This window comes from Neptunomonas sp. CHC150 (assembly GCF_030397555.1).
GTDB classification, from domain to species: domain Bacteria; phylum Pseudomonadota; class Gammaproteobacteria; order Pseudomonadales; family Balneatricaceae; genus Neptunomonas; species Neptunomonas phycophila.
Genome location: NZ_JAPNXU010000008.1, coordinates 133207 through 158549 on the forward strand (window position 1 = coordinate 133207; position 25343 = coordinate 158549).

The 25343-nt window shown below is 46.5% G+C and carries 24 protein-coding genes; 14 read left to right on the forward strand and 10 right to left on the reverse strand.

Annotated features, from left to right (window positions below; all coding sequences use genetic code 11):
• Nucleotides 1–51: 51 nt before the first annotated feature.
• The 3 genes from OW491_RS09895 to OW491_RS09905 form a co-directional block, all read right to left on the reverse strand.
• A complete protein-coding gene (locus OW491_RS09895) occupies nt 52–1137 on the reverse strand; it encodes a BMP family ABC transporter substrate-binding protein (protein WP_290035811.1) in 1086 nt (361 codons plus the stop codon).
• A 227-nt stretch (nt 1138–1364) separates the two neighbouring features.
• The gene (gene gpt, locus OW491_RS09900; protein WP_075173967.1) at nt 1365–1889 is read right to left on the reverse strand and encodes a xanthine phosphoribosyltransferase; all 525 of its coding nucleotides are present in this window, start codon (nt 1887–1889) and stop codon (nt 1365–1367) included.
• Nucleotides 1890–2022: 133 nt separating this feature from the next.
• Complete coding sequence (locus tag OW491_RS09905) at nt 2023–2385, reverse strand: helix-turn-helix domain-containing protein (RefSeq protein WP_354669561.1); 363 nt, start codon at nt 2383–2385, stop codon at nt 2023–2025.
• A 208-nt stretch (nt 2386–2593) separates the two neighbouring features.
• Between OW491_RS09905 and OW491_RS09910 the strand changes: the two genes are divergently transcribed.
• Both OW491_RS09910 and OW491_RS09915 read left to right on the forward strand, forming a co-directional pair.
• Nucleotides 2594–3445 (forward strand): SDR family oxidoreductase, encoded by an 852-nt coding sequence (locus OW491_RS09910; RefSeq protein WP_290035815.1) that lies wholly within the window; start codon nt 2594–2596, stop codon nt 3443–3445.
• Nucleotides 3446–3508: 63 nt separating this feature from the next.
• Nucleotides 3509–4156: an HAD hydrolase-like protein gene (locus tag OW491_RS09915; RefSeq protein ID WP_290035817.1), complete on the forward strand. Its 648-nt coding sequence runs from the start codon at nt 3509–3511 to the stop codon at nt 4154–4156.
• A 32-nt stretch (nt 4157–4188) separates the two neighbouring features.
• On the opposite strand, the gene OW491_RS09920 is transcribed toward OW491_RS09915, so the two are convergent.
• The gene (locus tag OW491_RS09920) at nt 4189–4758 is read right to left on the reverse strand and encodes a PEP-CTERM sorting domain-containing protein (RefSeq protein WP_075173971.1); all 570 of its coding nucleotides are present in this window, start codon (nt 4756–4758) and stop codon (nt 4189–4191) included.
• A 309-nt stretch (nt 4759–5067) separates the two neighbouring features.
• Between OW491_RS09920 and adhP the strand changes: the two genes are divergently transcribed.
• On the forward strand, nt 5068–6084 hold the full coding sequence (gene adhP / locus OW491_RS09925) for an alcohol dehydrogenase AdhP (RefSeq protein WP_075179603.1): 1017 nt from the start codon (nt 5068–5070) through the stop codon (nt 6082–6084).
• 47 nt (nt 6085–6131) lie between these two features.
• On the opposite strand, the gene OW491_RS09930 is transcribed toward adhP, so the two are convergent.
• A complete protein-coding gene (locus tag OW491_RS09930; protein ID WP_290035818.1) occupies nt 6132–6458 on the reverse strand; it encodes a hypothetical protein in 327 nt (108 codons plus the stop codon).
• Nucleotides 6439–6999: an N-acetylmuramoyl-L-alanine amidase gene (locus OW491_RS09935; protein ID WP_290035819.1), complete on the reverse strand. Its 561-nt coding sequence runs from the start codon at nt 6997–6999 to the stop codon at nt 6439–6441. Before OW491_RS09935 ends, OW491_RS09930 begins: the two co-directional genes overlap by 20 nt.
• A 318-nt stretch (nt 7000–7317) precedes the next feature.
• Between OW491_RS09935 and OW491_RS09940 the strand changes: the two genes are divergently transcribed.
• Genes OW491_RS09940 through OW491_RS09950 form a run of 3 tightly spaced genes read left to right on the forward strand, consistent with a single transcriptional unit; the run spans nt 7318 to nt 13350 of the window.
• Complete coding sequence (locus OW491_RS09940; protein ID WP_290035820.1) at nt 7318–10089, forward strand: DNA methyltransferase; 2772 nt, start codon at nt 7318–7320, stop codon at nt 10087–10089.
• 2 nt (nt 10090–10091) lie between these two features.
• Complete coding sequence (locus tag OW491_RS09945; protein ID WP_290035821.1) at nt 10092–12161, forward strand: DEAD/DEAH box helicase; 2070 nt, start codon at nt 10092–10094, stop codon at nt 12159–12161.
• Nucleotides 12154–13350 (forward strand): GIY-YIG nuclease family protein, encoded by a 1197-nt coding sequence (locus tag OW491_RS09950; RefSeq protein ID WP_290035822.1) that lies wholly within the window; start codon nt 12154–12156, stop codon nt 13348–13350. The genes OW491_RS09945 and OW491_RS09950 overlap by 8 nt, the downstream gene beginning before the upstream one ends.
• A 53-nt stretch (nt 13351–13403) precedes the next feature.
• On the opposite strand, the gene OW491_RS09955 is transcribed toward OW491_RS09950, so the two are convergent.
• The 4 genes from OW491_RS09955 to OW491_RS09970 are packed head-to-tail and all read right to left on the reverse strand — an operon-like array spanning nt 13404 to nt 18394.
• Nucleotides 13404–14774, reverse strand: a complete 1371-nt coding sequence (locus tag OW491_RS09955; RefSeq protein WP_290035824.1) for an 8-oxoguanine deaminase — start codon at nt 14772–14774, stop codon at nt 13404–13406.
• 42 nt (nt 14775–14816) lie between these two features.
• Nucleotides 14817–15743: an ABC transporter permease gene (locus OW491_RS09960; RefSeq protein ID WP_178969637.1), complete on the reverse strand. Its 927-nt coding sequence runs from the start codon at nt 15741–15743 to the stop codon at nt 14817–14819.
• 2 nt (nt 15744–15745) lie between these two features.
• Entirely contained in the window at nt 15746–16828 is a 1083-nt protein-coding gene (locus tag OW491_RS09965) for an ABC transporter permease (RefSeq protein ID WP_075173978.1), read from the reverse strand.
• Nucleotides 16829–16837: 9 nt separating this feature from the next.
• Nucleotides 16838–18394 (reverse strand): ABC transporter ATP-binding protein, encoded by a 1557-nt coding sequence (locus tag OW491_RS09970; protein WP_290035827.1) that lies wholly within the window; start codon nt 18392–18394, stop codon nt 16838–16840.
• Between the two features lie 511 nt (nt 18395–18905).
• Between OW491_RS09970 and OW491_RS09975 the strand changes: the two genes are divergently transcribed.
• The 8 genes from OW491_RS09975 to OW491_RS10010 are packed head-to-tail and all read left to right on the forward strand — an operon-like array spanning nt 18906 to nt 25299.
• Entirely contained in the window at nt 18906–20129 is a 1224-nt protein-coding gene (locus OW491_RS09975) for a PepSY-associated TM helix domain-containing protein (protein WP_290035829.1), read from the forward strand.
• Nucleotides 20129–20689 carry a hypothetical protein gene (locus tag OW491_RS09980; RefSeq protein WP_290035830.1) on the forward strand — a complete coding sequence of 187 codons (561 nt, stop codon included), beginning with the start codon at nt 20129–20131 and terminating at the stop codon, nt 20687–20689. Before OW491_RS09975 ends, OW491_RS09980 begins: the two co-directional genes overlap by 1 nt.
• A gap of 2 nt (nt 20690–20691) precedes the next feature.
• Nucleotides 20692–21093: a hypothetical protein gene (locus OW491_RS09985; RefSeq protein WP_290035831.1), complete on the forward strand. Its 402-nt coding sequence runs from the start codon at nt 20692–20694 to the stop codon at nt 21091–21093.
• Nucleotides 21090–21734, forward strand: coding sequence for a DUF6162 family protein (locus OW491_RS09990; RefSeq protein ID WP_290035832.1), 645 nt, complete (start codon nt 21090–21092; stop codon nt 21732–21734). Before OW491_RS09985 ends, OW491_RS09990 begins: the two co-directional genes overlap by 4 nt.
• A 4-nt stretch (nt 21735–21738) precedes the next feature.
• Nucleotides 21739–22707, forward strand: a complete 969-nt coding sequence (locus tag OW491_RS09995; protein WP_290035833.1) for a zinc ABC transporter substrate-binding protein — start codon at nt 21739–21741, stop codon at nt 22705–22707.
• Nucleotides 22704–23447, forward strand: a complete 744-nt coding sequence (locus OW491_RS10000) for a metal ABC transporter ATP-binding protein (RefSeq protein WP_290035834.1) — start codon at nt 22704–22706, stop codon at nt 23445–23447. Before OW491_RS09995 ends, OW491_RS10000 begins: the two co-directional genes overlap by 4 nt.
• Before the next feature lie 11 nt (nt 23448–23458).
• Nucleotides 23459–24352: a metal ABC transporter permease gene (locus OW491_RS10005; RefSeq protein ID WP_290035835.1), complete on the forward strand. Its 894-nt coding sequence runs from the start codon at nt 23459–23461 to the stop codon at nt 24350–24352.
• Nucleotides 24352–25299, forward strand: a complete 948-nt coding sequence (locus OW491_RS10010; RefSeq protein ID WP_290035836.1) for a zinc ABC transporter substrate-binding protein — start codon at nt 24352–24354, stop codon at nt 25297–25299. Before OW491_RS10005 ends, OW491_RS10010 begins: the two co-directional genes overlap by 1 nt.
• The last annotated feature ends 44 nt before the right edge of the window (nt 25300–25343 follow it).

Below are 25343 nucleotides of genomic sequence, written 5' to 3' on the forward strand. Positions count from 1 at the left end.
TGTTATTTGTTACTAAGGGGCCGCACCACAGCCCCTAGGTGGTTGAGCGATTTATTTAGGAATGTCGCCTTCTACACCCTCAACATACCAGCTCATGCCAGCGATTTCGCCGTGCGGCAGAACATCACCCTCGGCGACAATCAGTTCGCCGGCTTGGTTTTTGATCGGTCCGGCAAACGGATGTAGTGTGCCTGCTTTAATGCCATCAATCAGCGCTTGTGCTTCTAATGCCACGTCATCCGGTACGTTTTCGCTAAAGCCAGGGATAACAATCTCGTCTTCAGCCATGCCGCCCCAATGGTCGGTTGATTTCCACGTGCCATCCATTACTTCTTGAACACGTTTAATGTAGTAAGGGTCCCAGTTATCAACCACAGACATCAAGTGTGCTTTAGGGCCAAAGCTCGACATATCAGACGCCTGGCCTACAGCATAAGCACCACGACGATCAGCCGCTTGCATGGCAGCTGGTGAGTCGGTGTGTTGCAAAATTACATCCACACCCTGATCCATCATCGCATTTGCTGCATCAGCTTCTTTACCCGGATCAAACCACGTATTGACCCATACTATTTTCAACTCGGCTTCAGGGTTGTATTTATTCAATGCCAATTGAACGGCATTGATATCACGGATTACCTCAGGAATTGGGAAAGAGGCGATATAACCAATCTTGTTAGATTTGGTCATTTTTGCAGCCACAAAGCCTGCGACATAACGGCCTTCGTAGGTATTGGATACATAGGTACCCATATTTTTGGCCTGCTTATAACCCGTTGCGTGCTCAAAAGTCACTTTAGGGAACTGTTTAGCAACCTTTAGCGTTGGATTCATAAAACCAAACGAGGTCGTGAAAATCAGGTCATTACCTGATTTGGCCAAGTTACGAATGACCCGCTCAGCATCAGCTCCTTCCGGCACGTTCTCAACATAAGTGGTTTCCACTTTATCACCGTAATACGCCTCTACCGCTTTGCGCCCTTGGTCGTGCTGATAACTCCAGCCGTGATCACCTATAGGGCCAACATAGACAAAGCCGACTTTAAATGGCTCTGCCGCTTGCGCTGTTAACGCAGCTGCAAGACCAATACCTGCAGCTAGGCCTGTTAGGGCTTTTTTAAACGCGGTTTTTTTCATGAATCCAATCCTCATTCCCATGTAATGATTCGTTAAGGGAGCCTGTTGGCTGTTGAGCCTATGAGATGCAAAAAGCTGACCACAAGGACAGTTTTTTAGATTTCATGCGGACTTGCCAGCCCTAGGGGCTCGCGCAGATCACTTTAGCGCCTTAACACCTTATTTATTCTGCTCTTTTTCGGTGCATCTTGGATGCTAAACGAAATAAACGGTACCCGTCTAGCGCCTTATGTGTTTCTGGCTGCCAGCGGTGTTGCAAACGCTGGTTCCATATCCCACGGGAAACGGATCCATGTATCTTGGCTTACTTCAGTAATAAAGGTATCCACTAGAGGGCAGCCAGCAGGCTTGGCGTAAATAGTTGCAAAGTGCGCTTTAGGTAACATCTCACGAACCACACGTGCTGTTTTACCCGTGTCGACTAGGTCATCTACAAGCAAGAAGCCTTCACCGTCACCCTCAACCCCTTTAAGAATATTCAGCTCACCTTGTTTCATTGCCTCGGCACCCTCCTCGGCAATACCGTAGCTGGTTACGCACACGGTATCGATCAGTCGAATATCTAATTCACGAGCCAAAATCGCCGCAGGAACCAAACCGCCTCGTGTGATCGCAATAATGCCTTTCCACGGGCCCTTTTCCAATAACCGCCATGATAAAGCGCGACAATTACGGTGCAGCTCATCCCATCCCACAGGAAAGTCGCGATGGTAGGGTAGTTGTGGTGTCGCTTGCGCAGTGGGTTCTGACATCTTACTTTCCTCAATATGGCTCTATCGTCCATAACAATCTGTCAGGACAGTCAGCGAAATCTTTATACGTTTAACGGTAAATAATAACCCAGAGGTCAACTTTTTGCAGCATCCGATAGACCGGCATAACCAATCACGGGCTGTTCTGCGAATGCTTAGCCTGCGCTTCTAAAATCTCGAAGAGGTTCAGTTCGATCCAATCCGCCAACGCTTCAACCTTGCCACTCACCTCAAGCCCTAGCGACGTTAGGCTATACTCGACATGCGGCGGAACAACAGGATACGAAACGCGCTTCACAAAACCGTCGCACTCAAGCCCTTGCAAGGTCTGTGCTAGCATTTTCTCGCTAACCCCAGCTACCTTACGACGCAGATCACTAAAGCGGTAAGTCCCTCCGGCTAATGCGACCAAGACTAAAACTCCCCAACGACTCGTTACATGCTTCAATACCTGTCTGGAAGGGCATTGCTCTGCAAATAAATCACCGCGCTCCATTCTCACCGACAAAGGTATACCTATTTCACCCTGCACATAAGCAACGTCGGGCGGCGTCTTAGGGTTGTCATGATGACTGATCATATCTTTTTTCATACTTACCTTTTTGTACGTACTTACTAAAAGTTAGCTAGGAGTTTAGCATAGATTACATCAAGCGACTTCTTGATTACTTATTCAATCATTTTCGATTCAAAAGGAGCACACTATGATTGCTGTAACCGGAGCGACAGGCCAGCTAGGCCGTTTGGTCATTCATGAACTGCTTAAAACACAACCTGCAAATAGCATTATCGCCGCCGTACGTAGCCCTGAAAAAGCCGAAGACCTTGCGGATCTCGGTGTCGTTGTCCGCCAAGCAGACTATGATCAACCAGCAACGTTAGCCACAGCCTTTAACGGAGCCAAAAAGCTCTTACTCATTTCATCCAGTGAGATCGGAAAACGAGCGTCTCAGCATTCCGCGGTTATTGATGCAGCCAACGCTTCAGGCGTCACCCTCATCGCATACACCAGCCTTTTGCATGCAGATACCTCCCCGCTGGCATTAGCTCAGGAGCATGTCATAACCGAACAAAAGTTAGCCGAATCTGGCGTGCCTTTTGTTCTATTACGCAATGGCTGGTACACCGAAAACTACTTGGCCAGCATACCTTCCGCTCTTGAGCATGGCGCATTCATTGGTGCTGCAGGCAATGGAAAAATAGCCTCAGCACCTCGTGCAGACTATGCCGCCGCCGCTGCCGCCGTCATGGCATCGCCGCAAGATCAAGCAGGCAACGTTTATGAACTGGCAGGCGATACCGCTTATACGCTTGCCGAATTAGCACATTACCTAAGCGAGACCACGGGCAACACGATCCAATACCAAAACTTACCCGAAGCAGAATTTGCCAAAGTATTGGTTGGCGCGGGCTTGCCTGAAGGCTTCGCAAATATATTGGCAGACTCAGATGCAGGCGCTGCCAAGGGAGCTCTATTTGATAGTAGCCATCAATTAAGTCAGCTGATTGGAAGAAATACCACGCCACTCACACTATCGATGAATGCTGCTCTTTAGCCTTCATTAATCACCGCTAAGGAGGTACGGTACCTAATCAGATTCTCATTAAAGGTATTCGGTATGAAAAAGATCGCTATATTCGACTTCGATGGTGTCATCGTCGACAGCTTGATGATCAAACTGGATGCCTTTATCCACTGTTTTGGAATACCACTAACTAAAGAACAGCAAGCACAAGCCAAACACATTCATCTGTCTACCGGTGGTATTCCTCGGGCCGTTAAAATTCAAATGATGCTTGATACATTTCAATTGGAATCTATAACAGGAAGTATGGATGATTTCTTAGCTCGCTTTCAGATTACGCTAGACGACCGGATGCGATCTCTTACAATAGACGACGCTACTCGCTCAATGCTTTATACATTACAAAAAGAAGGTATAGCAATATTCATCAACAGCGCAGCGCCGGTTAATGAAATTAAAGAGACACTAGAGAATAATCAACTATTGGATTGCTTTGTCGCCGTGTATGGCGGGGATGAACGAAAACCAGAGAACTTCGATAAAATAGCGGCCATCACTGGCCAACATGTGAACCGTGTATTTGTGGGTGATGCCGACTATGACGAACAAGCCGCACACGAACGACACATACCGTTTATTCGCTATGTTGGATACGATGATTTATTCACAACACCGGCCCAGTGCCTTACTGCCAACACCATGCCTGAACTGACTGATATGATTTTAACAACGTTACAATAATACGCCTGCACTCCTCAGCGCAGGCGTATTCACTAAGCGTTCGCTTTCTTACGACGGCTGTAACCGATAGCCGCCAAACCTAAGCCTAGTAATGCGAGTGAAAGTGGTTCAGGCACCTCTTGCTGAGTCGCTGTATTTGGTGCAAGCACACTGGGTGTTCCTGTTAACGTATACGAGACGAAATCTAAGCCTCCTTTAGCATAGGCGTTAACATTCGGCCCATTAGACCACGATAGATTAAGTGTTTGATCACTAGCAAAGCTGGTCCACTGCACATCGCTAATCGACAGGCTACCCATTAGCAGATAATCATAGTGCGGGTAGATAGTGGTGGAAAATATACCCGGTGAAGAGGCGTTCCAAGACAACAGCTGAGTACCATCAATATAAAAGTTAAAGTACTCACTGCTCAAATCGTAGTCGCCCTTGAGCATAAGCCCGAGTGTCACATCAGCGAAGGTGACATTAGTCGGCAAAGTAATTGTCTGCGAGTACGTTTGTGCCGTGTTTACAATGGGGGTTAAATCGGCTGTGATGATGGCCGATTGAGCCGCCCCCGCTATCATCGAAAAACCAACTGCAGCGTAAGCTAATAGTTTCATGACTAATTCCTTAAAATAACTACTGTCTCTAAAAGCAAACATTACGCCACATATTCCAATCCATTGTTTTACTTTAGTTTTTATAAAAAAGTCTCCAATAAGAAACATTAAATGTAAAAATTACTGACACTTTTAACAGACACATAAAGACAAACCAGAGCTTACACCAAGCATGCGGCAAAAAATCTAATTACTTTAAACAAACGCTAAACGCGCTTGAATGATGATCTAGATCTAAACACGGCGTCCTAATATCGGTTCTAATATTCTTTAACGATTTCTATTTACACGAAGTAAAGGAGAGTACCCATGAAAGCAGCCGTTGTTAATGAGTTTAAAGGGCCTTTAGAAATCAAAGAGATGCCTCTTCCGACAGTTAAAGCGCATGATGTACTCGTCAAAATCCATGCGTGCGGTGTGTGCCATACTGACCTTCACGCTTGCCATGGTGATTGGCCAGTCAAACCTAAAATGCCACTTATTCCAGGACATGAAGGTGTAGGAGAAGTTGTAGAAGTAGGTAGTGAAATTTCCCATTTAAAAGTAGGGGATCGAGTTGGTGTACCTTGGCTATACAGTGCCTGTGGCCAGTGTGATTATTGCTTAGAAGGCAAAGAAACCCTCTGTTTAGACCAGCAAAACGCAGGTTATTCAGTAGATGGCGGTTATGCTGAATACTGCTTAGCTGATGGTAACTACACCGTCAAAATTCCGGACGGGCTCAGTTATGTCGAAGCGGCACCTTTGTTCTGCGCCGGCGTCACCACCTACAAAGCGCTCAAAGTGTCTGACGTAAAACCGGGTCAATGGATGGCTATTGTCGGTGTGGGCGGCTTAGGGCACTTAGCCATCCAATACGCCGTAGCTATGGGGATGAATGTGATTGCCGTAGACACTGGCGATTCTAAAATGGCTTTGGCAAAAGAACTTGGGGCGAAATACAGCATCGACTTTATGAAAGAAAGCCCTTCCCAAAAGATAGCTGAACTAACCAACGGCGGCGTACACGGCGTTGTTTGCACAGCCGTATCAAAACCCGCCTTTTCCGAAGCCTACAAATCAATCCGTCGCGGTGGCGCTTGCGTACTGGTGGGTTTACCGCCCGAAGAAATGCCAATCCCCATTTTTGATACCGTACTCAACGGTGTCCGCATCATCGGCTCCATTGTAGGCACACGCAAGGACTTAAAAGAATGTCTACAATTTGCCGCTGAAGGCAAAGTCAAAGCGACTATAGAAACGAAGAAACTAGAAGACATCAACGAGATCTTTGCAGATATGGAGAAAGGGGAGATCACCGGCCGTATCGTGATGGAAATGAGCTAATATCTCCAAAAGATGCATCAAAGGCGCTTTCGCGCCTTTTTTAGACTTCAATTTTTCCTTTTCTTCTTACCGACGTACAGCAACCATAAAAATGCACTAAACAATACTAGCGCATAAGCTAGGTAATCGACGGTAAACCCATATAAACTCTTACCAATAAAGCCATTTTCATCAGAAATAACGATGACGTAGTTAGACACATCTAAATAATCGTGAAGTAGCGTTTCATTATTCAATGATGGGCTTTCTCTTAAAGCAAGTATGCTCGTGGGGTCATCAGGAAACTTTAATACTACAGAAAAAAGTTTGAATACAAATACAGCGATGGCAATCAAGCTGCTTACTATCGTTGCTTTAAGGTTTAGAGAGGGCATGTTTATTTCTCATTTTTTCAAGAACGTCCATAATTAAATTCCCTGGGCATGTATAACCCCCATTAGGTAAGAACTCTTTATGCCCGCCTAGGTACTTTAACGTGGGGAAATTAACTTTTAACGTTTTTATAAGAGAATTGGCGGCGGCAATATGCGACTCTTGCAAGGTATCATCGAAATCCCACCATTGCTCGTTATAGTCCCCCAACAAGAGAATCCCGACTTTACCGGTGTTCTTTCTTGAAACATGAGAGCCTTTATAATAGATTTTTCTACCCTCATATATCTTACCGTCGGGGTGTATAAGGTAGTGGTAACCTACATCATCCCAACCATGCTCTGTCATGTGTATTTTTTCGATCTCAGTAGGATCTTTTTCTCCAGAGTTCCCCGAGTGATGAATGACTATACTGTCGTGATCCCAGTCAACAACTAAATTTTTAGTCCTAGGGGAGTTAGCCCCCCACTTATCTCTGACGATAATGTTATGCTTTTGATTAATTAAAGTCCTAACTAACTTTTGCTTATTCGTCACTTCCATTGACTGTATGCTCCCGTTTAAGTTGTCAAAATGCTAAATGAATCAGTGAAGCGATGTCAACGCATACCGGAATGAGAGTACAGGGCAAAGCCATTTTATAATGGTACCCAATAATTCACTCAAGACTGCGTATTTGATCTAGTCTGCTCAAAGAAATTGTATCTAACCACACTAACTAGCCTAAAATTAAAACAACACAGATGCGAACTCTTGCTTAGAGCACTATTTTTCTCATAATGCCATCTAGCCCGCTTATACTGTGCACAGCATAGTAACCCATGTATGAATAGATAGACGTACGCAGCAAAGGAAAACATCTTGAACGCCGTTGAAATAGAAGAAGCCATATCGCTGTTAGCTGAGCAAGATTTTGACGCGGAGAATTTTCCCTACGCATTTTTAGAAGCGTTCGGAAATAAACCTGCCACCATTAAACGCCTGAAAAGCGGTAATACGAATTCCTCAGATATCGACGGCGGTGTTTTACAGCGGAATAACATCCATATAGCTACGTGTAGTGAGGGATCGGTATCTGAAACGCTCACTCGCTTGAAAGAAAGTCCTGCAACGGCCAAAGGCAAAGCAAAGTTTGTGGTTGCCACAGACGGGATCGACTTTGAGGCTGAAGATTTAACCTCTGATGATCCGCCAGTCGTTTGTCGCTTTAACGAATTTCCTGACCACTTTGGCTTTTTCTTGCCTTTGGCTGGCATTACGACTGTTAAGCAAATCCGCGAAAGTTCATTTGATATCAAGGCAACAGGGCGTCTTAACAGGCTTTATATCGAGCTGCTTAAAGATAATCCTGAATGGGGCACAGAAGAACGCCGCCATGATATGAACCACTTTATGGCGCGCTTGATTTTCTGCTTCTTCGCGGAAGATACCGATATTTTCAATGGCGAGGGCTTGTTTACCAAGACCATTGAACAGATGAGTGAGCGGGACTCTTCAAATACGCACGACATTATGAGTGAAGTATTCCGAGCAATGGATACGGCTATTGAAGATAGAGCTAGCGCTAACCTTCCGCGATGGGCTGATACCTTCCCTTACGTGAATGGTGGCCTCTTCTCGGGTAATACAGATGTTCCGCGTTTCAGTAAGATTGCGCGATCTTACCTCATTCATATCGGCAATTTGGACTGGACGAAAATCAATCCTGATATTTTTGGTTCGATGATCCAAGCGGTAACAGATGAGGAAGAGCGTGGCGCACTTGGCCTTCATTACACCTCCGTGCCAAATATTCTAAAAGTTCTGAACCCGCTATTTCTTGATGATCTTCGAGCGAAACTTGAAGAGGCTGGTGATAGCCCTCAGAAGTTACTCAATCTTCGCAAGCGCATGGCGAAAATCCGCGTTTTTGATCCAGCGTGTGGTTCAGGGAATTTTCTCGTTATCTCCTATAAGGAAATGCGAGCAATTGAAGCAGAGATCAATCAACGAAGAGGTGAAAGCGGTAGGAAATCAGATATTCCCCTAACGAATTATAGGGGTATTGAACTTAGGGATTTTCCTGCTGAAATTGCTCGTTTGGCATTGATTATTGCTGAATACCAGTGTGACGTTCTTTATCGTGGACAGAAAGAAGCATTAGCGGAATTACTGCCTTTGGATGCAATGAATTGGATAATTTGTGGCAATTCGCTTCGATTGGATTGGTTGAGTATATGCCCTCCCACTGGACTAGGCGTAAAGGTTCGGTCTGACGATCTTTTTGGTACTCCGCTAGATCAGTTTGAAATTGATTTTGAGAATGAAGGCGGAGAAACCTACATATGTGGAAACCCACCATATATAGGCACTAAGAAACAGAAGGCTGAACAAAAATCTGATTTAGAGTCTGTCTTTAAAGGACACATCAAGTCATGGAAATCTTTAGATTATGTGACTGGATGGTTTGTTAAAGCTGCTGAGTACGGTTTGCATACTGCAACTTCGACTGCTTTTGTAAGTACTAATTCGGTGTGTCAGGGGCAACAAGTTCCATTATTGTGGCCTTTAATCTTAGACATGAAGCACGAAATATCTTTTGCGCACACAAGTTTTAAGTGGGCAAATCTGGCAAGTCAAAACGCGGGGGTAACTGTAGCAATAATAGGTATAGCTAGACCAGAGGCTATTAAATCAAAAAAAATATACAGCGAAGTAGATGGTGAAACAGTTGTTGCTCATGTGAATAATATTAACCCGTACTTGGTTAATTCAAGAAACATATTCATTTCATCTAGGTCGTCCCAGCTTTCAGAGTTGAACGAGATGTTGTCCGGCGACAAAATGACGGATGGGGGGAATTTAGTTTTATCTGCCGGAGAAAAACAAAGTCTACTCGCAGACAGTCCCGAGGCAACTGAAATCGTTGGTCGTCTAGTTGGAGGGCAAGAGCTAATCAAAGGGGTCATGAGATATGCATTAATAATTCCCGACGATAAGCTTGAAAAAGCAGCGAGCGTTCCATTTATCAAAAAAAGGCTAGAAGCGGTTCGAGATATGAGAGCTTCTAGCTCAAAGAAATCCACGCAAGTGCTTGCGAATACTCCCCATAAGTTCGATGAAACTCGCTTTAAGAAAGTAAAGAAGCTAGTTGTCGCCCAACTCTCATCAGAGAGTCGAGATTATTATCCATGTGATATTTTTAGTGAGAGCGATGTGGCGATGGCACCTTCGCTAGTTATCTATAAACCAGATGCATGGACGTTATCTTTACTGGTTTCAAAAATGCATTTGGCTTGGGTTGCTGCAATTTGTGGAAAGCTAGAAACACGATATCGTTATTCGAATGTTCTTGGATGGAATACGTTTCCCGCTCCAAAGTTAACAGAAAAGAACAAAGAAGATTTGACCAAATGTGCAGAAGATATCCTTCTCGCTCGTGAGGCGCATTTTCCCGCCACCATTGCCGATCTCTATGATCCAGAACTTATGCCAGATGATTTACGCAGGGCACATGAGCGTAATGACGAGGTATTAGAGCGCATATACATTGGTCGTAAGTTCAAGAATGACACTGAGCGACTTGAAAAGCTTTTTGACCTCTATACAAAAATGACCAAATCCACTTCCAATTCTAAGAAAAAGGTATCTTGAGCATGACGGAGCAACAATCTATACCCTCGGTATCTATCCCCTCTGTTTCAGTAAAGTATGCCAGCAATGGCAGCTCTAAGAAATCGAATGAGCTGGGTATGCGCGTGATGCAAGAGCGTGCTTACGAAAAACGTGGTGAACAATATCTTTTAATTAAGTCTCCACCTGCTTCTGGTAAAAGCCGTGCTCTCATGTTTATTGCTTTGGATAAGCTGAATAATCAGGGGGTTAAAAAAGCCATTGTTGTTGTGCCTGAGAAGTCTATTGGCTCAAGCTTTAACAATGAGCCACTGACAAAATATGGTTTTTACTGGGATTGGGTCGTTGTACCAAAATGGAATCTTTGCAACGCGCCAGGTGAAGATGGCGGCAAGGTTAATTCAGTAAAGGCTTTCCTTGATAGCGATGATCAGGTGCTTGTTTGCACGCATGCTACCTTCCGTTTTGCCGTAGACCGCTTTGGTGTTCCCACATTTGATGATTGTTTAATAGCGGTTGATGAGTTCCACCATGTCAGTTCGAATCCTGATAACAAGCTGGGCATGCATTTAGGTGAATTTATCGCGAGAGACAAAGCGCATGTTGTTGCGATGACAGGCTCCTATTTCAGAGGCGATGCCGAGGCCGTGCTATCACCTGAAGATGAATCAAAGTTCGAAACAGTTACCTATACCTATTATGAGCAACTCAATGGGTATGAGCACTTAAAGACTTTGAATATAGGTTACTACTTCTATTCAAGTGGTGACTATACCAACGAAATTCGAGAGGTACTTGATCCTTCTGAAAAGACCATAATCCACATCCCCAATGTCAACTCCCGCGAAAGCCAGAAGGACAAATATACAGAAGTAGAGAAAATCTTCTCGGCACTGGGTGACTGGGAAGGTACAGATGACGATACGGGCTTTCAGTTAATTCGTACAGCTGAAGGCAAATTACTCAAAGTGGCGGACTTAGTCGATGATGACTCCAAGCGAGATAAGGTTTCAGCTTCACTAAAACGACCTGAAGCGAAAACTGACCGTGATTTTGTTGATGTTATTATAGCCCTTGGCATGGCGAAAGAAGGTTTTGACTGGATCTGGTGCGAACATGCGCTCACCGTAGGTTATCGTTCAAGCCTTACAGAGATCATTCAAATTATTGGCCGAGCAACACGCGATGCGGAAGGCAAGGCTCAGTCTCGATTTACGAATTTGATTGCGGAGCCCGATGCTTCGGAAGATACCGTAACCGATGCGGTGAACGACACCCTTAAAGCCATTGCTGCAAGTTTACTGATGGAGCAAGTGCTAACGCCAAAGTTCAATTTTACGCCCAAAACACCCAGCAGCGGCCCACAAGAAGGCTTTGATTATGGCGAGAATGGATATGACCCTAAAACTAACAATGTGGGGTTCAACGAAGAAACAGGCCAATTTCAGATAGAGATAAAGGGACTGGCCGAGCCCAAAAGCGATAATGCCAAGCGTATCTGCCAAGAAGATTTAAACGAGGTAATTACCGCTTTTGTTCAGGATAAAACGGCAATTGAACGTGGACTTTTCGATGATGAGGTTGTACCTGAAGAGCTAACACAGATCCGCATGGGCAAGATTGTCAAAGATAAATACCCAGAGCTCGATTCAGAAGATCAAGAGGTTATACGCCAGCACGCTGTAGCCGCCTTAAACCTTACGCAACAAGCGAAAGAGCTTGTTAACCAAACCGATGGTGGCGAAGGTTCCTCAAATACTGCTTTTGTTGATGGTGTCAGAAAGTTTGCTATGGATGTTCGGGAGTTGGATATCGATTTGATCGACCGTATAAACCCGTTCAGTGAAGCCTATGCTATCTTGGCAAAAGCCATGGACGAAAATAGCTTAAAACAAGTAAAAGCCGTTATAAATTCTAAAAAGATCAAACTGACCGAGGAAGAAGCGCGCGAGCTTGCAACCCGTGCCGTTCAGTTTAAGCGTGAGCGAGGCCGCTTGCCTGATATCACTGCTGCTGATCCATGGGAGCGTCGAATGGCAGAAGGTATCGCCTTCCTCCAACGAAAAGTAATGCAGGAAAACAACAATGGCTGAGCCCTCCAATAAAAGTAAGTCGAATCAAGAGTTGTTGGCCGAACTCGGTGTTGAAGTCAAACAAGAAAAGAAATCTGCAAGAACACCAAAAGAAGAGCGCATAATCGCGGGCTTTGAAGAGGTTCAACGGTTTGTCGATGAGCATGGGCGCACGCCTGAACATGGCGAAAGCAAAGACATCTTCGAACGCTTGTATGCCACTCGTTTAGATCAAATTAGAAAACAGGAAGAATGCCGTGTTTTAGTTGAACCAATGGATCATCAAGGTCTTGTAGCTGGTGGCTTGCAAGTGGCTGAGCCACCAGCTGAGTACAACTCTGATGAAGAACTGCTTGCTCAGCTTGGTATTGATGCTCCAATAGAAGGGGATATTACTTACCTCAAACACGTGAAATCTCAGTCTGAAAAAGAAAGAGCCAAGGCCGAAGAAATTGGTCAGAGAACGCCTTGTAAAGATTTTGAAAAATTTAAGCCTTTGTTTGATGAAGTTCAAGACGATATCAAATCAGGGAAACGAAAAACCCTTAAGTTCAATAAAGACGGTAGTGTTGAAGAAGGGAATTTTTTCATTCTTGCGGGGCAGAAGGCTTACATTGCTGAAGTTGGCGACGAGTTCATCGGAACCGATGGGCGTAAAGAGTACAGATTAAGAGTGATCTTTGATAATGGTGTTGAGAGTAATCAGTTAATGCGGTCACTGCAAAAACGCTTATGGGAAGATGATACGGGTAGGCGTATAACTGATATAAGCATGGGACCATTGTTTGACGCTGTAGCAAGTGAAGATGATACTGAAAGCGGTACGATCTATGTGCTTAGAAGCAAATCCAAATTACCATTAATAGCTCAAAACCGGAATGTGATTCACAAAATTGGAGTTACAAGCGAATCTATTAAAAAGCGTGTTAGCAATGCGTCGTTGGATCCTACTTATTTAATGGCAGATGTCGAAATAGTCGCATCCTATGAGCTTTTTAACATCAATCGACAAAAGCTAGAAAAAATTCTGCACCGTGTTTTTGAGCCTGCAAGGCTTGATATAGAAATTAATGATCGCTTTGGTAACCCAGTAAAGCCAAGAGAGTGGTTCCTTGTGCCATTAGAGACAATAGACCAAGCCGTCAAGAAAATTGAAGACGGCACCATCATAGACGTTATATACGACCCCAAAATAGCAAACTTTTCTTAAAGCCACTAATTTATGCAGGGGCCTCCACCCCTGCTTTAAAATCCTCACACACATTAAATCCACAACTTCTCTGCCAACCGCTTAGCCATCTGGGAGTGATCAGCAATCAGCTGCTGTGTATCTAGCCCCGGGATTTCACCATTAACAACGGTCCATTGACCTGCCACCATAACGCGATCGGCTTTATGCGCTCCGCATAATAGCAGCGCGGCTAAGGGGTCGTGGCTACCGGAAAAGCGCATTTCATCGAGTGTGAAAAGTGCTAAGTCAGCTTGCATACCCACGGCTATTACGCCCACATCATTTCGTCCAAGCACTTTCGCTGAGCCTTCTGTTGCCCAACGGTAGGCGTCGAAATGCGTGACGCTAGACGATCCATACCGTAAACGTTGCAGATACAATGCTTGACGCACTTCTTGGATCATATTCGATCCATCATTGGAGGCCGAGCCATCCACACCCAACCCTACGGGTGCCCCTGCGGCTTCAAGTTCTTTAACGCGCGCAATCCCCGAGGCAAGCATCATGTTGGAGGTAGGGCAGTGGCAGATACCGACTCCCGCGGCCCCTAGGCGCTTTATCTCATCATCATCGAAGTGTATACCATGCGCGAGCCAGGTTCGGTTCGATAACCAGCCGACGCTTTCTAGGTAGTCTACCGTACGCATTCCAAAACGTTGCAGGCAGAATGTTTCTTCATCAATTGTTTCAGCCAGATGCGTATGCAACCGAACGTCGTTACGTTCCGCCAGCAATGCGCTAGCTTTCATGATCTCTGGTGTAACAGAGAAGGGCGAGCACGGTGCTAAGGCGATTTGTACTGTCGCGCCTTCACCTCGTTGATGATAGCGCTGAATGAGACGCTCACTATCATCAATAATCTGCTGTTCCGTTTGCACAGTCGACTGCGGCGGTAGACCACCGTCGTCTTCACCTAAGCTCATAGAACCTCGTGTGAGCATGGCGCGGATGCCTAGTGCATTAACGGCCTCCACCTGCGCATCGATGGCCTCTTCCATACCGTTGGGAAACAAGTAGTGATGATCAGCCGCTAAAGTACAGCCTGATAACATCAACTCAGCCATCGCTAACGTGGTGGCTACCTTTAGCATCTCTGGCTCTAAGCCAGCCCACAACGGATACAAGGTTTTAAGCCACGGGAATAGCTCTTTATTCAACGCGTCAGGGTAAGCACGCGTGAGCGTTTGGTAAAAGTGGTGATGCGTATTGATCAACCCGGGCAAAACCACATGACGACTTGCGTCGTAGGTTTGATCATACGCCGTCGTAGGTTGCTGGCCGCCAGCCACCAGCTCAACAATTTTACCGTCGTGAATAACAATACCGCCGCTCACGTCTTCGCCTTGGCTTGCGAAAATAGCGAGCGGATTTTTAATCCATAATGCGCCTGTACTGAGCGTCATAAAAAGTGTCTCTTAAAACTGTCAGTTTATTTTACAATCCTGTTAGCCCGCCGGATGGAAGGGCTTTCCAAGTGAAATAGGTGCAAACATTTTGCTTCGGCCTTGGTTACGCGACAACATCACCAATACCACCACGGTAGCCGCGTAGGGCAACATGGCCATTAGGTTAGGTGACACTGCAAAGCCAAGCCCTTGAGCCACCAAATGAAGAATGCTGGCTAAGCCAAAGAGATAAGCCCCTAACAGCACCCGCTCTGCTCGCCAGCTCGCAAACACCACCAGTGCGAGTGCAATCCAACCACGACCTGCACTCATGTTCTCTGCCCATAACGGCGTGTAAGCCAACGATAAGTAACCGCCCGCCAGCCCCGCCATGGCTCCGCCAAACGCAACGGCAAGATAACGCGTGCGCATTACAGGTAAGCCAATGGCATTTGCTGCATGCGGGTTTTCGCCCACTGCTTTGACGACAAGACCGGGGCGACTCGAGCGGAAAAACCACCAAATCGCGAGGAAGAGCACAAAGGAAAGATAAACCACCAGATCTTGCGCAAAGAGCATTTTGCCAATGACTGGTATATCACTAAGAACAGGGATAGCGATCGCATTTAACCCATCGATGGGTTTGCCTACATAACTTGCACCAATAAAGGCTGACAAACCCGTGCCGAAAATCGTCAGGGCCAGACCTGTGGCTACCTGGTTAGCATTCAGGCCAAGCGCTATCATGGCAAATAGTTGCGACATAATGATGCCAGCCATCATCGCGACAATAAAACCAAAGAGTAAACTGCCGGTTAGCAAAGTGGTAATAAAGCCAGCCACCGCGCCCATCAACATCATGCCTTCTTGGCCGAGGTTAAGTACACCGCTCTTTTCGCAAACCATTTCGCCTAAGGCAACGATTAATAATGGCGTGCCAGTGCGGACCATGGCATATAAAATATTGGTAATTAGATCGATATCCATGATTATCCTCGCGCCGCCGTTGGCTTTTGGGTCTTTAATTTAATGCGATACGTAATCAACACATCACACGCCAACAGATAAAACAGCAGCATTCCTTGAAATAAGCCAGTAATGGCGAGCGGCATACCTAACTCAATTTGGGCCATTTCTCCCCCCATGTAGATAAGTGCCATCAACAAGCTTGCCAATAAAATACCCACTGGATGCAAGCGACCTAAGAAGGCAACAATGATGGCGGCATAACCGTAACCGGGTGATATTTGAGGTACTAGTTGGCCAATTGGCCCTGACACTTCACTAGCGCCGGCTAACCCGGCTAACCCGCCACTAATTAACATGGTAATCCATACGAGTTTTTTATCTTTAAAACCCGCTAAGCGAGCGGCACTGGCGTCTAGGCCCAGTACTTTTATTTGGAAGCCAAGGAAGCTGCGACTTAACAAAACCCACACAACAACAACGGCTAGCAGCGCAAAAAGAATACCCGCATGTACACGCGTGCCCTCAACTAAGGTAGGCAGCAGTGCGGAATCACCAAACATCGCTGACTCGGGGAAGTTATAGCCATCGGGGTCTTTTAAAGGGCCGTGGACGCTGTAGATAAGAAAATTAAGCGCAATATAGTTGAACATAATCGTGGTCAGTATCTCATTGGCATGAAAGCGAGTTTTTAACCACGCCGCCAAAAAAGCCCAAGCTCCGCCGCCAACCATGCCTGCTAGTAGCACGACGGGCAGCACCCAAATACCCTCAACATCAATCACATTCACAGCAACGGCACTGGCTAACAGCCCGCCCATTAACAGCTGCCCCTCAGCCCCGATATTCCACACATTAGCGCGGTACACCACAGCTAAGCCAATGGCGCACAACATAATAGGTGCTGCCTTAACGCATAACTCGGATAAACCATAGACATCGGAGATGGGTGTATAGAGTAGTGTCTTTAAAGCAAAAAGCGGGTCTTGCCCCTCTACGGCAAAAAAGATAGCGCCCGTAATAAGCGTGAGCAGGCCAGCCAAGACAGGCGATAAGTAAGCCATTGATGTCGATTGCTCGCCCCGCGGTTCTAGTCGAAAAAACATGATCTCTCCTTAGTGAGCTAGGTCGTGAGCTTTGGCTGTTGCGAACATTCCAGCCATCCAGCGACCGACCTCTTCAAGGGAGGTATCAGCTGTCGGTTTGATAGGGGATAGTTCACCATCACAAATTGCACATAGACGATCCGATATCAAAAACAGCTCATCTATATCTTCAGATACGACTAAAATAGCCGCTCCAGCATCGCGCAGTTCGATAAGCGCTTGATGGATGGCGGTTGCTGCGCCGATATCAACACCCCACGTAGGGTGAGCGGCAACCAGTAACTTCGGGTTTTGCAGAATCTCTCGTCCTATGATGAACTTTTGCAGATTACCACCCGATAAGCTTCGCGCATGGGTCTCACTGCTTGGCGTTTTTACTTTGTAATCGCTAATAATTTTTTGAGCATAGGCTTCTGTTTTTTTGTAGTTCACCATGCCGCGCTTAACTAACCCCGATAAGAAACCGGTAAGCAGCGCATTATCGCGCAAGCTCATATCAGGGACAGCACCACGACCTAGACGTTCTTCTGGCACAAAGGCTAAGCCTAACGACCGGCGCTGCTCGGGGCGCAATTGACCAACACCTTGATCCGCAAACCGAATAGTGTCGGGGCTTTCAACCGATTGCTCTCCGCTCAACGCCGCTAATAACTCTTCTTGGCCATTTCCAGCAACACCGGCAATGCCTACTATTTCGCCCGCATGTACCTGCAAGTCGATAGATTTTAAATCAACGCCAAAAGGGTCAGGGCTAAACAATGTTAAGCCTTCTACCGCTAAATATACTGACTGGCCCGTTACCTTCGTATAATCCGTGCTGATCGGCGTTTCATCACCCACCATCATACGCGCCATACTGGAAGGGTCTTCTTGCGCGGGGATACAGTCTCCTGATACACGGCCACCACGTAATACAGTCGCGGAATGACACAGGGCCTGTACTTCATTTAATTTGTGACTAATAAATAGAATGCTGCAACCTTCACTGGCCAATTGGCGCAGGGTAACAAATAGCGTGTTGACTTCTTGGGGTGTTAAAACGGAGGTTGGCTCATCGAGTATCAGCAACTTTATGTCTTGTACAAGGCACCTAACAATCTCAACCCGTTGACGCTCACCTACGGATAGTGAATGAATATGGCGGTCTGGATTCAACGCCATGCCATAGCGTTCTGACACGTGACGGATTTTATCCGACAAGGCTTTCATATCCTTAGCCTCGTCGCCCAATGCTAAAGCGATATTCTCGGTGACGGTTAACGTTTCGAACAAGGAAAAATGCTGGAAAACCATACCGATGCCTAACTGACGTGCATGAGCTGGATCTTTAACTTCTAGCGGTTTTCCTTCCCATACCATCACGCCAGCATCGGGCTTTACGACACCATAAATAACCTTCATTAAGGTACTTTTACCCGCACCGTTCTCACCTAATAGGGCATGTATTTCTCCAGCACGGATCTCTAGATCAATCTGATCATTGGCAAGGCAGCCCGGGTATTGCTTGGTAATCCCCCGTAAGGATAAGCGCATCGGTTGCTCTGTCTTATCATCTATCGACAACATAGGTGTATCGTATCCTCTGTGTAATCGTTACAAGGCAGAACCGATTTACTCCATTAAACCAATCCGCGCTGAATATAATGCAGCAGTTTACGAAGGCCATATACCAAAAAAGCCTACGTTAAACGCCACTACCCGCGCAAAGATATAGCAAGAACCTAGCCAGCGGCTAAAAAGCCCGTTGTTTTTGCGAGTACATTATTGTTGCTAAACGCACTAAACCTTCATATTTCCTGACCTTATAGTCAAGTTTTTAGGTACAGCGTTTACTGTTTGGTGCCAACGACTTCTGTCATCACCGCTTTCAGCCAAGCCGTTACCTGCACTGAATGCGTGCATTTTACACAAACCTGACCCAAAAGATGACTTAAAACATACATCTAACAGCGTCTCTTTTAAGACGGTGTGTAGAGATTTTTTTATTTTCATTTCACCTTTTTGCCGAGCTATTCGTTTAATCACTAGAGAACCATGATCACACACGCCAAAAGCGCGAAACGAATAGGTTTGCCGAATGTCCCATGATGATGAAATTAAACCCAAGAGCCGCACCAAATTGTGGTTTTTGGTACACAGTTGGTTAGCGATGCCGATCTGGCTATTTGTTTTTTTTGTTTGTTTAACCGGCTCAATCGCAACCGTTAGCCAAGAAATCGTATGGCTAATTGATCCGGCTGTACGTGCGAATCAACCTTCCGATAAAACACGTATCTTAAATTACGATGAAATAATTGATGTTGTGCATCAAGCTTCTCCGCAAGTCTATATAGAACGCATAACGCGGCCGGTTAAATCTCAGTTTGCGCTCAGTGCCGTCGTTAGCTACCCGGACTCCACAACCGCCACCGTTTATATCAATCCTTACACAGGCGCCATCCAAGGAACCGCCTCAGGGTTTGATTTTCGTCAGTTCATACGGGCTGTGCATGGTTGGCTATTACTGCCATTTGATAATGGATACACCTTCTATAGCTTTGGCTGGTACATCGTCAGCTTTTTAGGCATTCCCATGCTGCTCTCATTGATTACCGGACTTGTGGTGTATAAACGTTTTTGGCGAGGCTTTTTTAGCCCCCGTTTGCGCTTTAACCGTGGGTCTCGCGTATTTTGGGGCGATTTTCACCGTTTAGCAGGTATTTGGTCTATACCGTTTATTTTAATTATTTCGGTGACCGGTATTTGGTTCCTGATTCAAGCCGCGCTGTTTGATAACAGTATCTCTATTTCAAGTGATGGCCCTCCTATTTATGTTGCGCGTGAGGATGTACCTAGTTCCATAGGGGACGAACCCGCCATGATTAGCCCTAGTGATGCCGTTGCTGTTGTGACTCAAGCCTACCCCAATGTCACAGCTGAGCGCGTGTCAGTGCCGGGCAATACATACAATCATTATGTAGTTGATGGTCGCAGCCAACGCTATCCACTTATCATTGAGCGCTTCTCGGTGAACCCTTATAACGGCAATATCGAAAAAGCTAAGCGCCTATCAGACCATACCTCGCTAGAACTGGTTACGGAATCGATGCGACCGCTGCACACGGGTGATTTTGTCGGTTTAACACTAAAGCTCGTTTATTTTTTCTTTGGCTTATTGCTTACCATGATGGTTTTTAGCGGCATGACTATTTGGACAAAGCGCACCTTTAAAGCTAGCCAGGCAATCATGCGAGAACGATCCCAACAAAAAAGGCAGCGCTCTCATCAGCCAGTTTTACAGGCTAAAGGGGAGGCGTCTTGATGAAAACGGCACAACAAACCTCAGGATTGTCCAAAGCCGAACAAAAACGCCAGCGTAACCAAAGCCTATGGTTTCGCTGGCGCTTCCATTTAAGCGGTTTACTCATCTTAATTCCGTTGATTCTGACCCCTTTTTACATTGAGTTAATGGCCGTTTTTCGTGGCGATAACGGCTTAGGGTCGCATGTGATTGGCGCACAATCTGTCGGGCCTTGGGAAGTCACCTTAGCTGAACAGTTCGAAACACCACCGCGCATGAATGGGCCCGCCGGTTACATGAAAGTATTTAATGCCGCCTTATGCGAGGCCTGTATCACCGAGGTTAAAGCCGTGTACTTACGTATTGGCAAACCCCGCAGCTTACGCACTGCTGGTGCGCTTGGTTTTGGCTCACCATACCGGCTGATGTTAGGAATTCCTGTCCCTGAAAATACCCAACTTGATGCCGATTTGTGGCTCACAGTCGAAGGCTGGGATGGATCAGTACACCATGCCACTTGGCCGTTAGCACAAGCCTCTCCAGCCACCATAGAATTTCTGAAAAACTTGCAGGCGCACTAAATATGACCTTACTTTTTGCTCTATATTCATCATTTCTTCGCGTGTTAACTCAGGCAGTAATAGCAGGACGGCGACCTTATAAAAAACAGTGTGTAAACGTGAGTTTGAGCGTGATCTTGTTAGCATTAGCGACCCCAAGCTACGCGCATTTTCCCTTTTGCGAATGCGCAATGGACGCGGGAAAAATCCAGTGCAAAGCGGGCTTTTCAGATGGCTCAGGAGCGGCAGGAGTAACGGTTGATTTGATTTCGTATGATGAAGAAATCATCCAACAAAACCAATTTAGCGAAGCGTCTACTGCCGAATTTTCTCCTTATGAAGGCGAGTTTTACATCCTATTAGACGCAGGGCCAGGCCATACCGTCGAAGTAGATTGGCATGATATCCAAGGCCTAAATCGATGAGTACGCTCGTTATTATCAAACCAGCGGGTGTGCGCCACGAGAACATAGGGGTACTGTTATTCGCGCTATTAGTGCTTGGTTTAGCGGCGGGGTATATTGACTATTCAGCCGCACCTCGCGCTGCTCAGCACTCCATCATGACAGATCAAATTGACTCTCGCCATGATCTCAATCCTATTGAACAAGGGCTGCATGCCGATCTCAAAGCGGCAGCAGAAGATATCCTATGGCGTCTAGCTGAGCAGGAACCTGTGACCCTGAAAGATCTCAACGATGATTTGATTCCCCCTTTTGCAAACGATGTGGTCAGCCAAGAACGGGGAGGCCACCAATGGCGTTTAGTGTCTACTCCCGACCAAGATTACTGGTTATATATTGGCTCAAGCGCCAAACCTTCAATCGCAGGTAGCTTTGCGCTGCTGGTCAATACAAACCTAACCCACAACACACCCCCGACATCCAAGGAATCGGCGGATGCGATCAAAGCCAGCCTGTGGTTTGTAGCGAAGCCAGCACCCAATTTACCAACAAAAGACAATCTGTTACCCAACCACTCAACTATCGAGAACGCATTAAAAAGCGTCGGTTGGAAACAAGTTGTTTCTCACTTTGATGCCAGCGTTACTCGTCCCGGAACTTAATACCATGCCCGCTATTAGCAATCCCTTTATCCGTATCCTAGGCGTCCTGATCGCCACCAGCGGATTACTGATTAGTCTCAACAGCCATGCCGCCCCGTTACGCATTGGCGTGACCCTGCACCCTTACTACAGCTATGTTTCCAATATTGTAGGGGAGTATGGCGAGGTTATTCCGATGATCCCCGAGGGCTTTAACCCTCATGCCTACGAACCGCGCGCAGAAGAAATCAAACGCGTAAGCACGTTAGATGTGGTCGTATTGAACGGTATTGGTCATGACGACTTTGCAGAACGGATGATAGCCGCCTCTGAAAAGCCGAATATACCAATAATAGAAGCGAACAAAGATGTTCCACTTTTACCGGCGATTGGTGCAATGAACCAATCCCGCCAAGGAGAAAACATCGTTAATGCCCATACTTTTTTATCAATTACCGGTTCGATTCGACAGATCCAAACCATTGCAAAAGAACTCGGCAAACTCGACCCCGAACACGCAAAGGCTTTTCGAAAAAATGCCCGACGTTATGCCAAAACTCTTCGTCAAATTCGTGCAGACGCGTTATCTCAGTTAACACAAATACCCGGTAACCAATTACGAGTCGCCACTATCCATGGAGCATACGATTACATGCTGCGCGAGTTTGGTATTGAGGTAACTGCCGTGGTTGAACCTGCACATGGTGTTGAACCTAGCCCCTCTCAACTGGCTAAAACCATTGATATGATTCGCAATCTCGATGTCGATATTATTTTCTCCGAACTCAATTTCCCATCGCCTTATGTCGATACTATCCGCCAAGAAACGGGCGTCCAGCTCTATCCGCTCTCCCATATTATTTACGGCGCGTATTACCCAGAAAAATTTGAAAAAGAGATGGCCGAAAATTTCCAAACCGTCGTGCAAGCGATTAAAGCAATGTCTGCGGCGCACTCACCAGTGGCTGACCAAGCGACTAAGGAGACGCCATGAATGTTCAAGCAAAACCGGTTAGCCTACGCGGACCACACATCCATTTTAAAGATGTCAGCTTACGGTATGGCCAAAGTCACATACTAGACGACATAAACCTCAATGTTAGCCCCGGACAAATCTTCTCTGTAGTGGGCCCAAATGGAGGAGGAAAATCGTCATTATTACGCTGCCTGTTAGGACAGGCACCTCATACCGGGGAAATAAGTCTGCTGTGGCCTAATCAACCAGGCACCGTTGGCTACGTACCTCAGGCACTCGAATTTGACCGCAGTCTACCCATGACGGTGATGGATTTTATGCGGGCTCTTAGCTCAAAACGTCCTACTTTTTTACCCCTTAAAGCACAAGATAAAACGCGCATAACCAACGCGCTGGAACAGGTAGGGCTCAGCCAAAAAGCCAATCGGCGCATGGGAGATTTATCAGGAGGTGAGCGCCAGCGAGTCCTGATGGCACAAAGCCTGATCCCTAGCCCTGATCTACTTATCTTAGATGAACCCATGGCGGCCTTGGATGAAGCAGGAGTTCAGGTTTTCCAACGCTTGATCCAATCGCTCAAAGAGGAGGGGGTGACCATCGTATGGGTAGAGCATGATTTAGCCGCCGTTAGGCGTTTAGCTGATTCCGTCGTAGGTATTTGCCAGCAACTTTTATTTAGGGGCGACCCACGTGTAGAACTAACCCCTGAAAAAGCAATGCGCATGCTTACCCACCCCTTCTTTGCTGCTAACCCATAAGGGTACTCACTATGATGGATTCGTTACGTTTGAGCGTTCAACACTTGGCGTCTCACGGTTATTTACCCAGTTCTCTGGAGTACGGTTTCGCCTTTAACGCCGTATTGGCTGGACTGATTATTGGTCCCGTTTTAGGTTTGTTAGGCACCTTAGTGGTGGTCAAACGCCATGCGTTTTTTTCTGAAGCGGTGGGGCACTCAGCACTCACGGGTGTGGCGATTGGCATTCTATTAGGTGAATCCTATAGCGGGCCTTATGGTGCCTTATTTGGCTATTGCATCATGTTTGGCTTAGGCCTTAATTACCTCAAAAACCGGACAGGGCTGACAGCCGATACCCTCATTGGCGTGTTTCTTTCTCTGTCATTAGCGCTAGGTGCCAGTGTGCTCCTGATATTAGCAGGCCGTATCAATGTGCACATTCTGGAAAATGTGCTCTTTGGCTCAATTTTAACGGTGACTCACACTGACATTATTGTGCTAGCGGTTGTCGCTCTACTAGTGACGGCGCCTGTCATCCTATTTTATAACGCCTTTATGCTCGCAAGCTTTAATCCCGGCTTGGCTGCCGTCAGGCAAGTGCGAGTTAAAACGCTCGACTACCTATTTATCTTACTCGTGACCATAGTAACCGTGGCCTCAGTGAAAGTTATTGGGGCAGTTTTGGTCGGTGCGTTATTAGTTATTCCAGCGGCTGCCGCCAAAATTATCTCTCGGTCACTCACTATGTTCGTCACATTGAGCACCGTATTTGCCTTAGTAGCAACGCTCAGCGGCATCATTGTCCCTATGGAGTTGGCGCTTCCAGTCCCCTCAGGTGCAGCAATCATCCTATCAGCAGGCGTCATATTTTTGTCTGCAGTTCTTGCCCGAGCCCTTATCCCTGGCCTAAAAGGAAGCCAATAATGTTTAAACCAGCACTCGCCATACTCACATGTGTCGCTTCTTGTTTAATGGCTTCAATGACTTTCGCCAGCGATACACACATTTTGACAGCTCACCCTGCCACCTATGCCATAGCCAGATCTCTTACACACGAAACAAGCATCAAGATTACCCCTGCCGCGCCGCTCAAATTACCCGCTTCTCGCTTGTACTCTTACTTGGCTGGCCGCGGCAAAACGAAATTAATCCCTTTGGCCCAAACCGCTAATGCTGTCATCACCTTACACTCGCTATGGCCAGACGATCCGATTTATCCACATAGTCGTCGCTCTAATATACGCATTGTACCCATCGACGCCGCACAGCCCTTAGATCAGGCCTTACCCGGCATAGCCACGATGCCGCCCGATAATAATCCAAAGTTATATGAGCACTTTAATTTAGCGCCGATGCCCGCAAACGGTGAACAATCCGCCCCTTGGCTATCCCCAACGGCTTTAGGACGCATGGTAGATATTGTGGCGCGTGATCTCATGTCACTTTCGCCATCAGACACCGCCCAGATTGAAGAAAACCTAGCCGCTATAAAACATGAACTCCTTGTGCAAAAAGCCAAGACAGATCAAGCTTTAGCGAATGCTGACTCGTTAGTAACGCTCGCCTTAGGGCCCCATTTTGGTTACTTAGCCGCCGACTTAGGGCTAGAACTAGTGGGGACCATTACCGCCTCTTCCCGGGAATGGGATGATGCCCGTCTCTCGTTGCTCTCTCAATGGATAGCCGAAGAAGATGTTGCGCTCGTTTTAGTAGACTCACATACCGTTACGCCAGCCATGCTAACGAGTATTAAAGCCAGTGGGGCACAACCCGTCTCCTTAGTTGGCGCCGCATTAAATACGCTGACCCCGATTGATTGGATAGGGCAAAACGTAGCGGCTATAGAAAAAGCCAGCACTCAATCAGAGTAAGCCTAGGGCCGCGGCTTCATAGGTGCAGCCATGTATTTTACGAC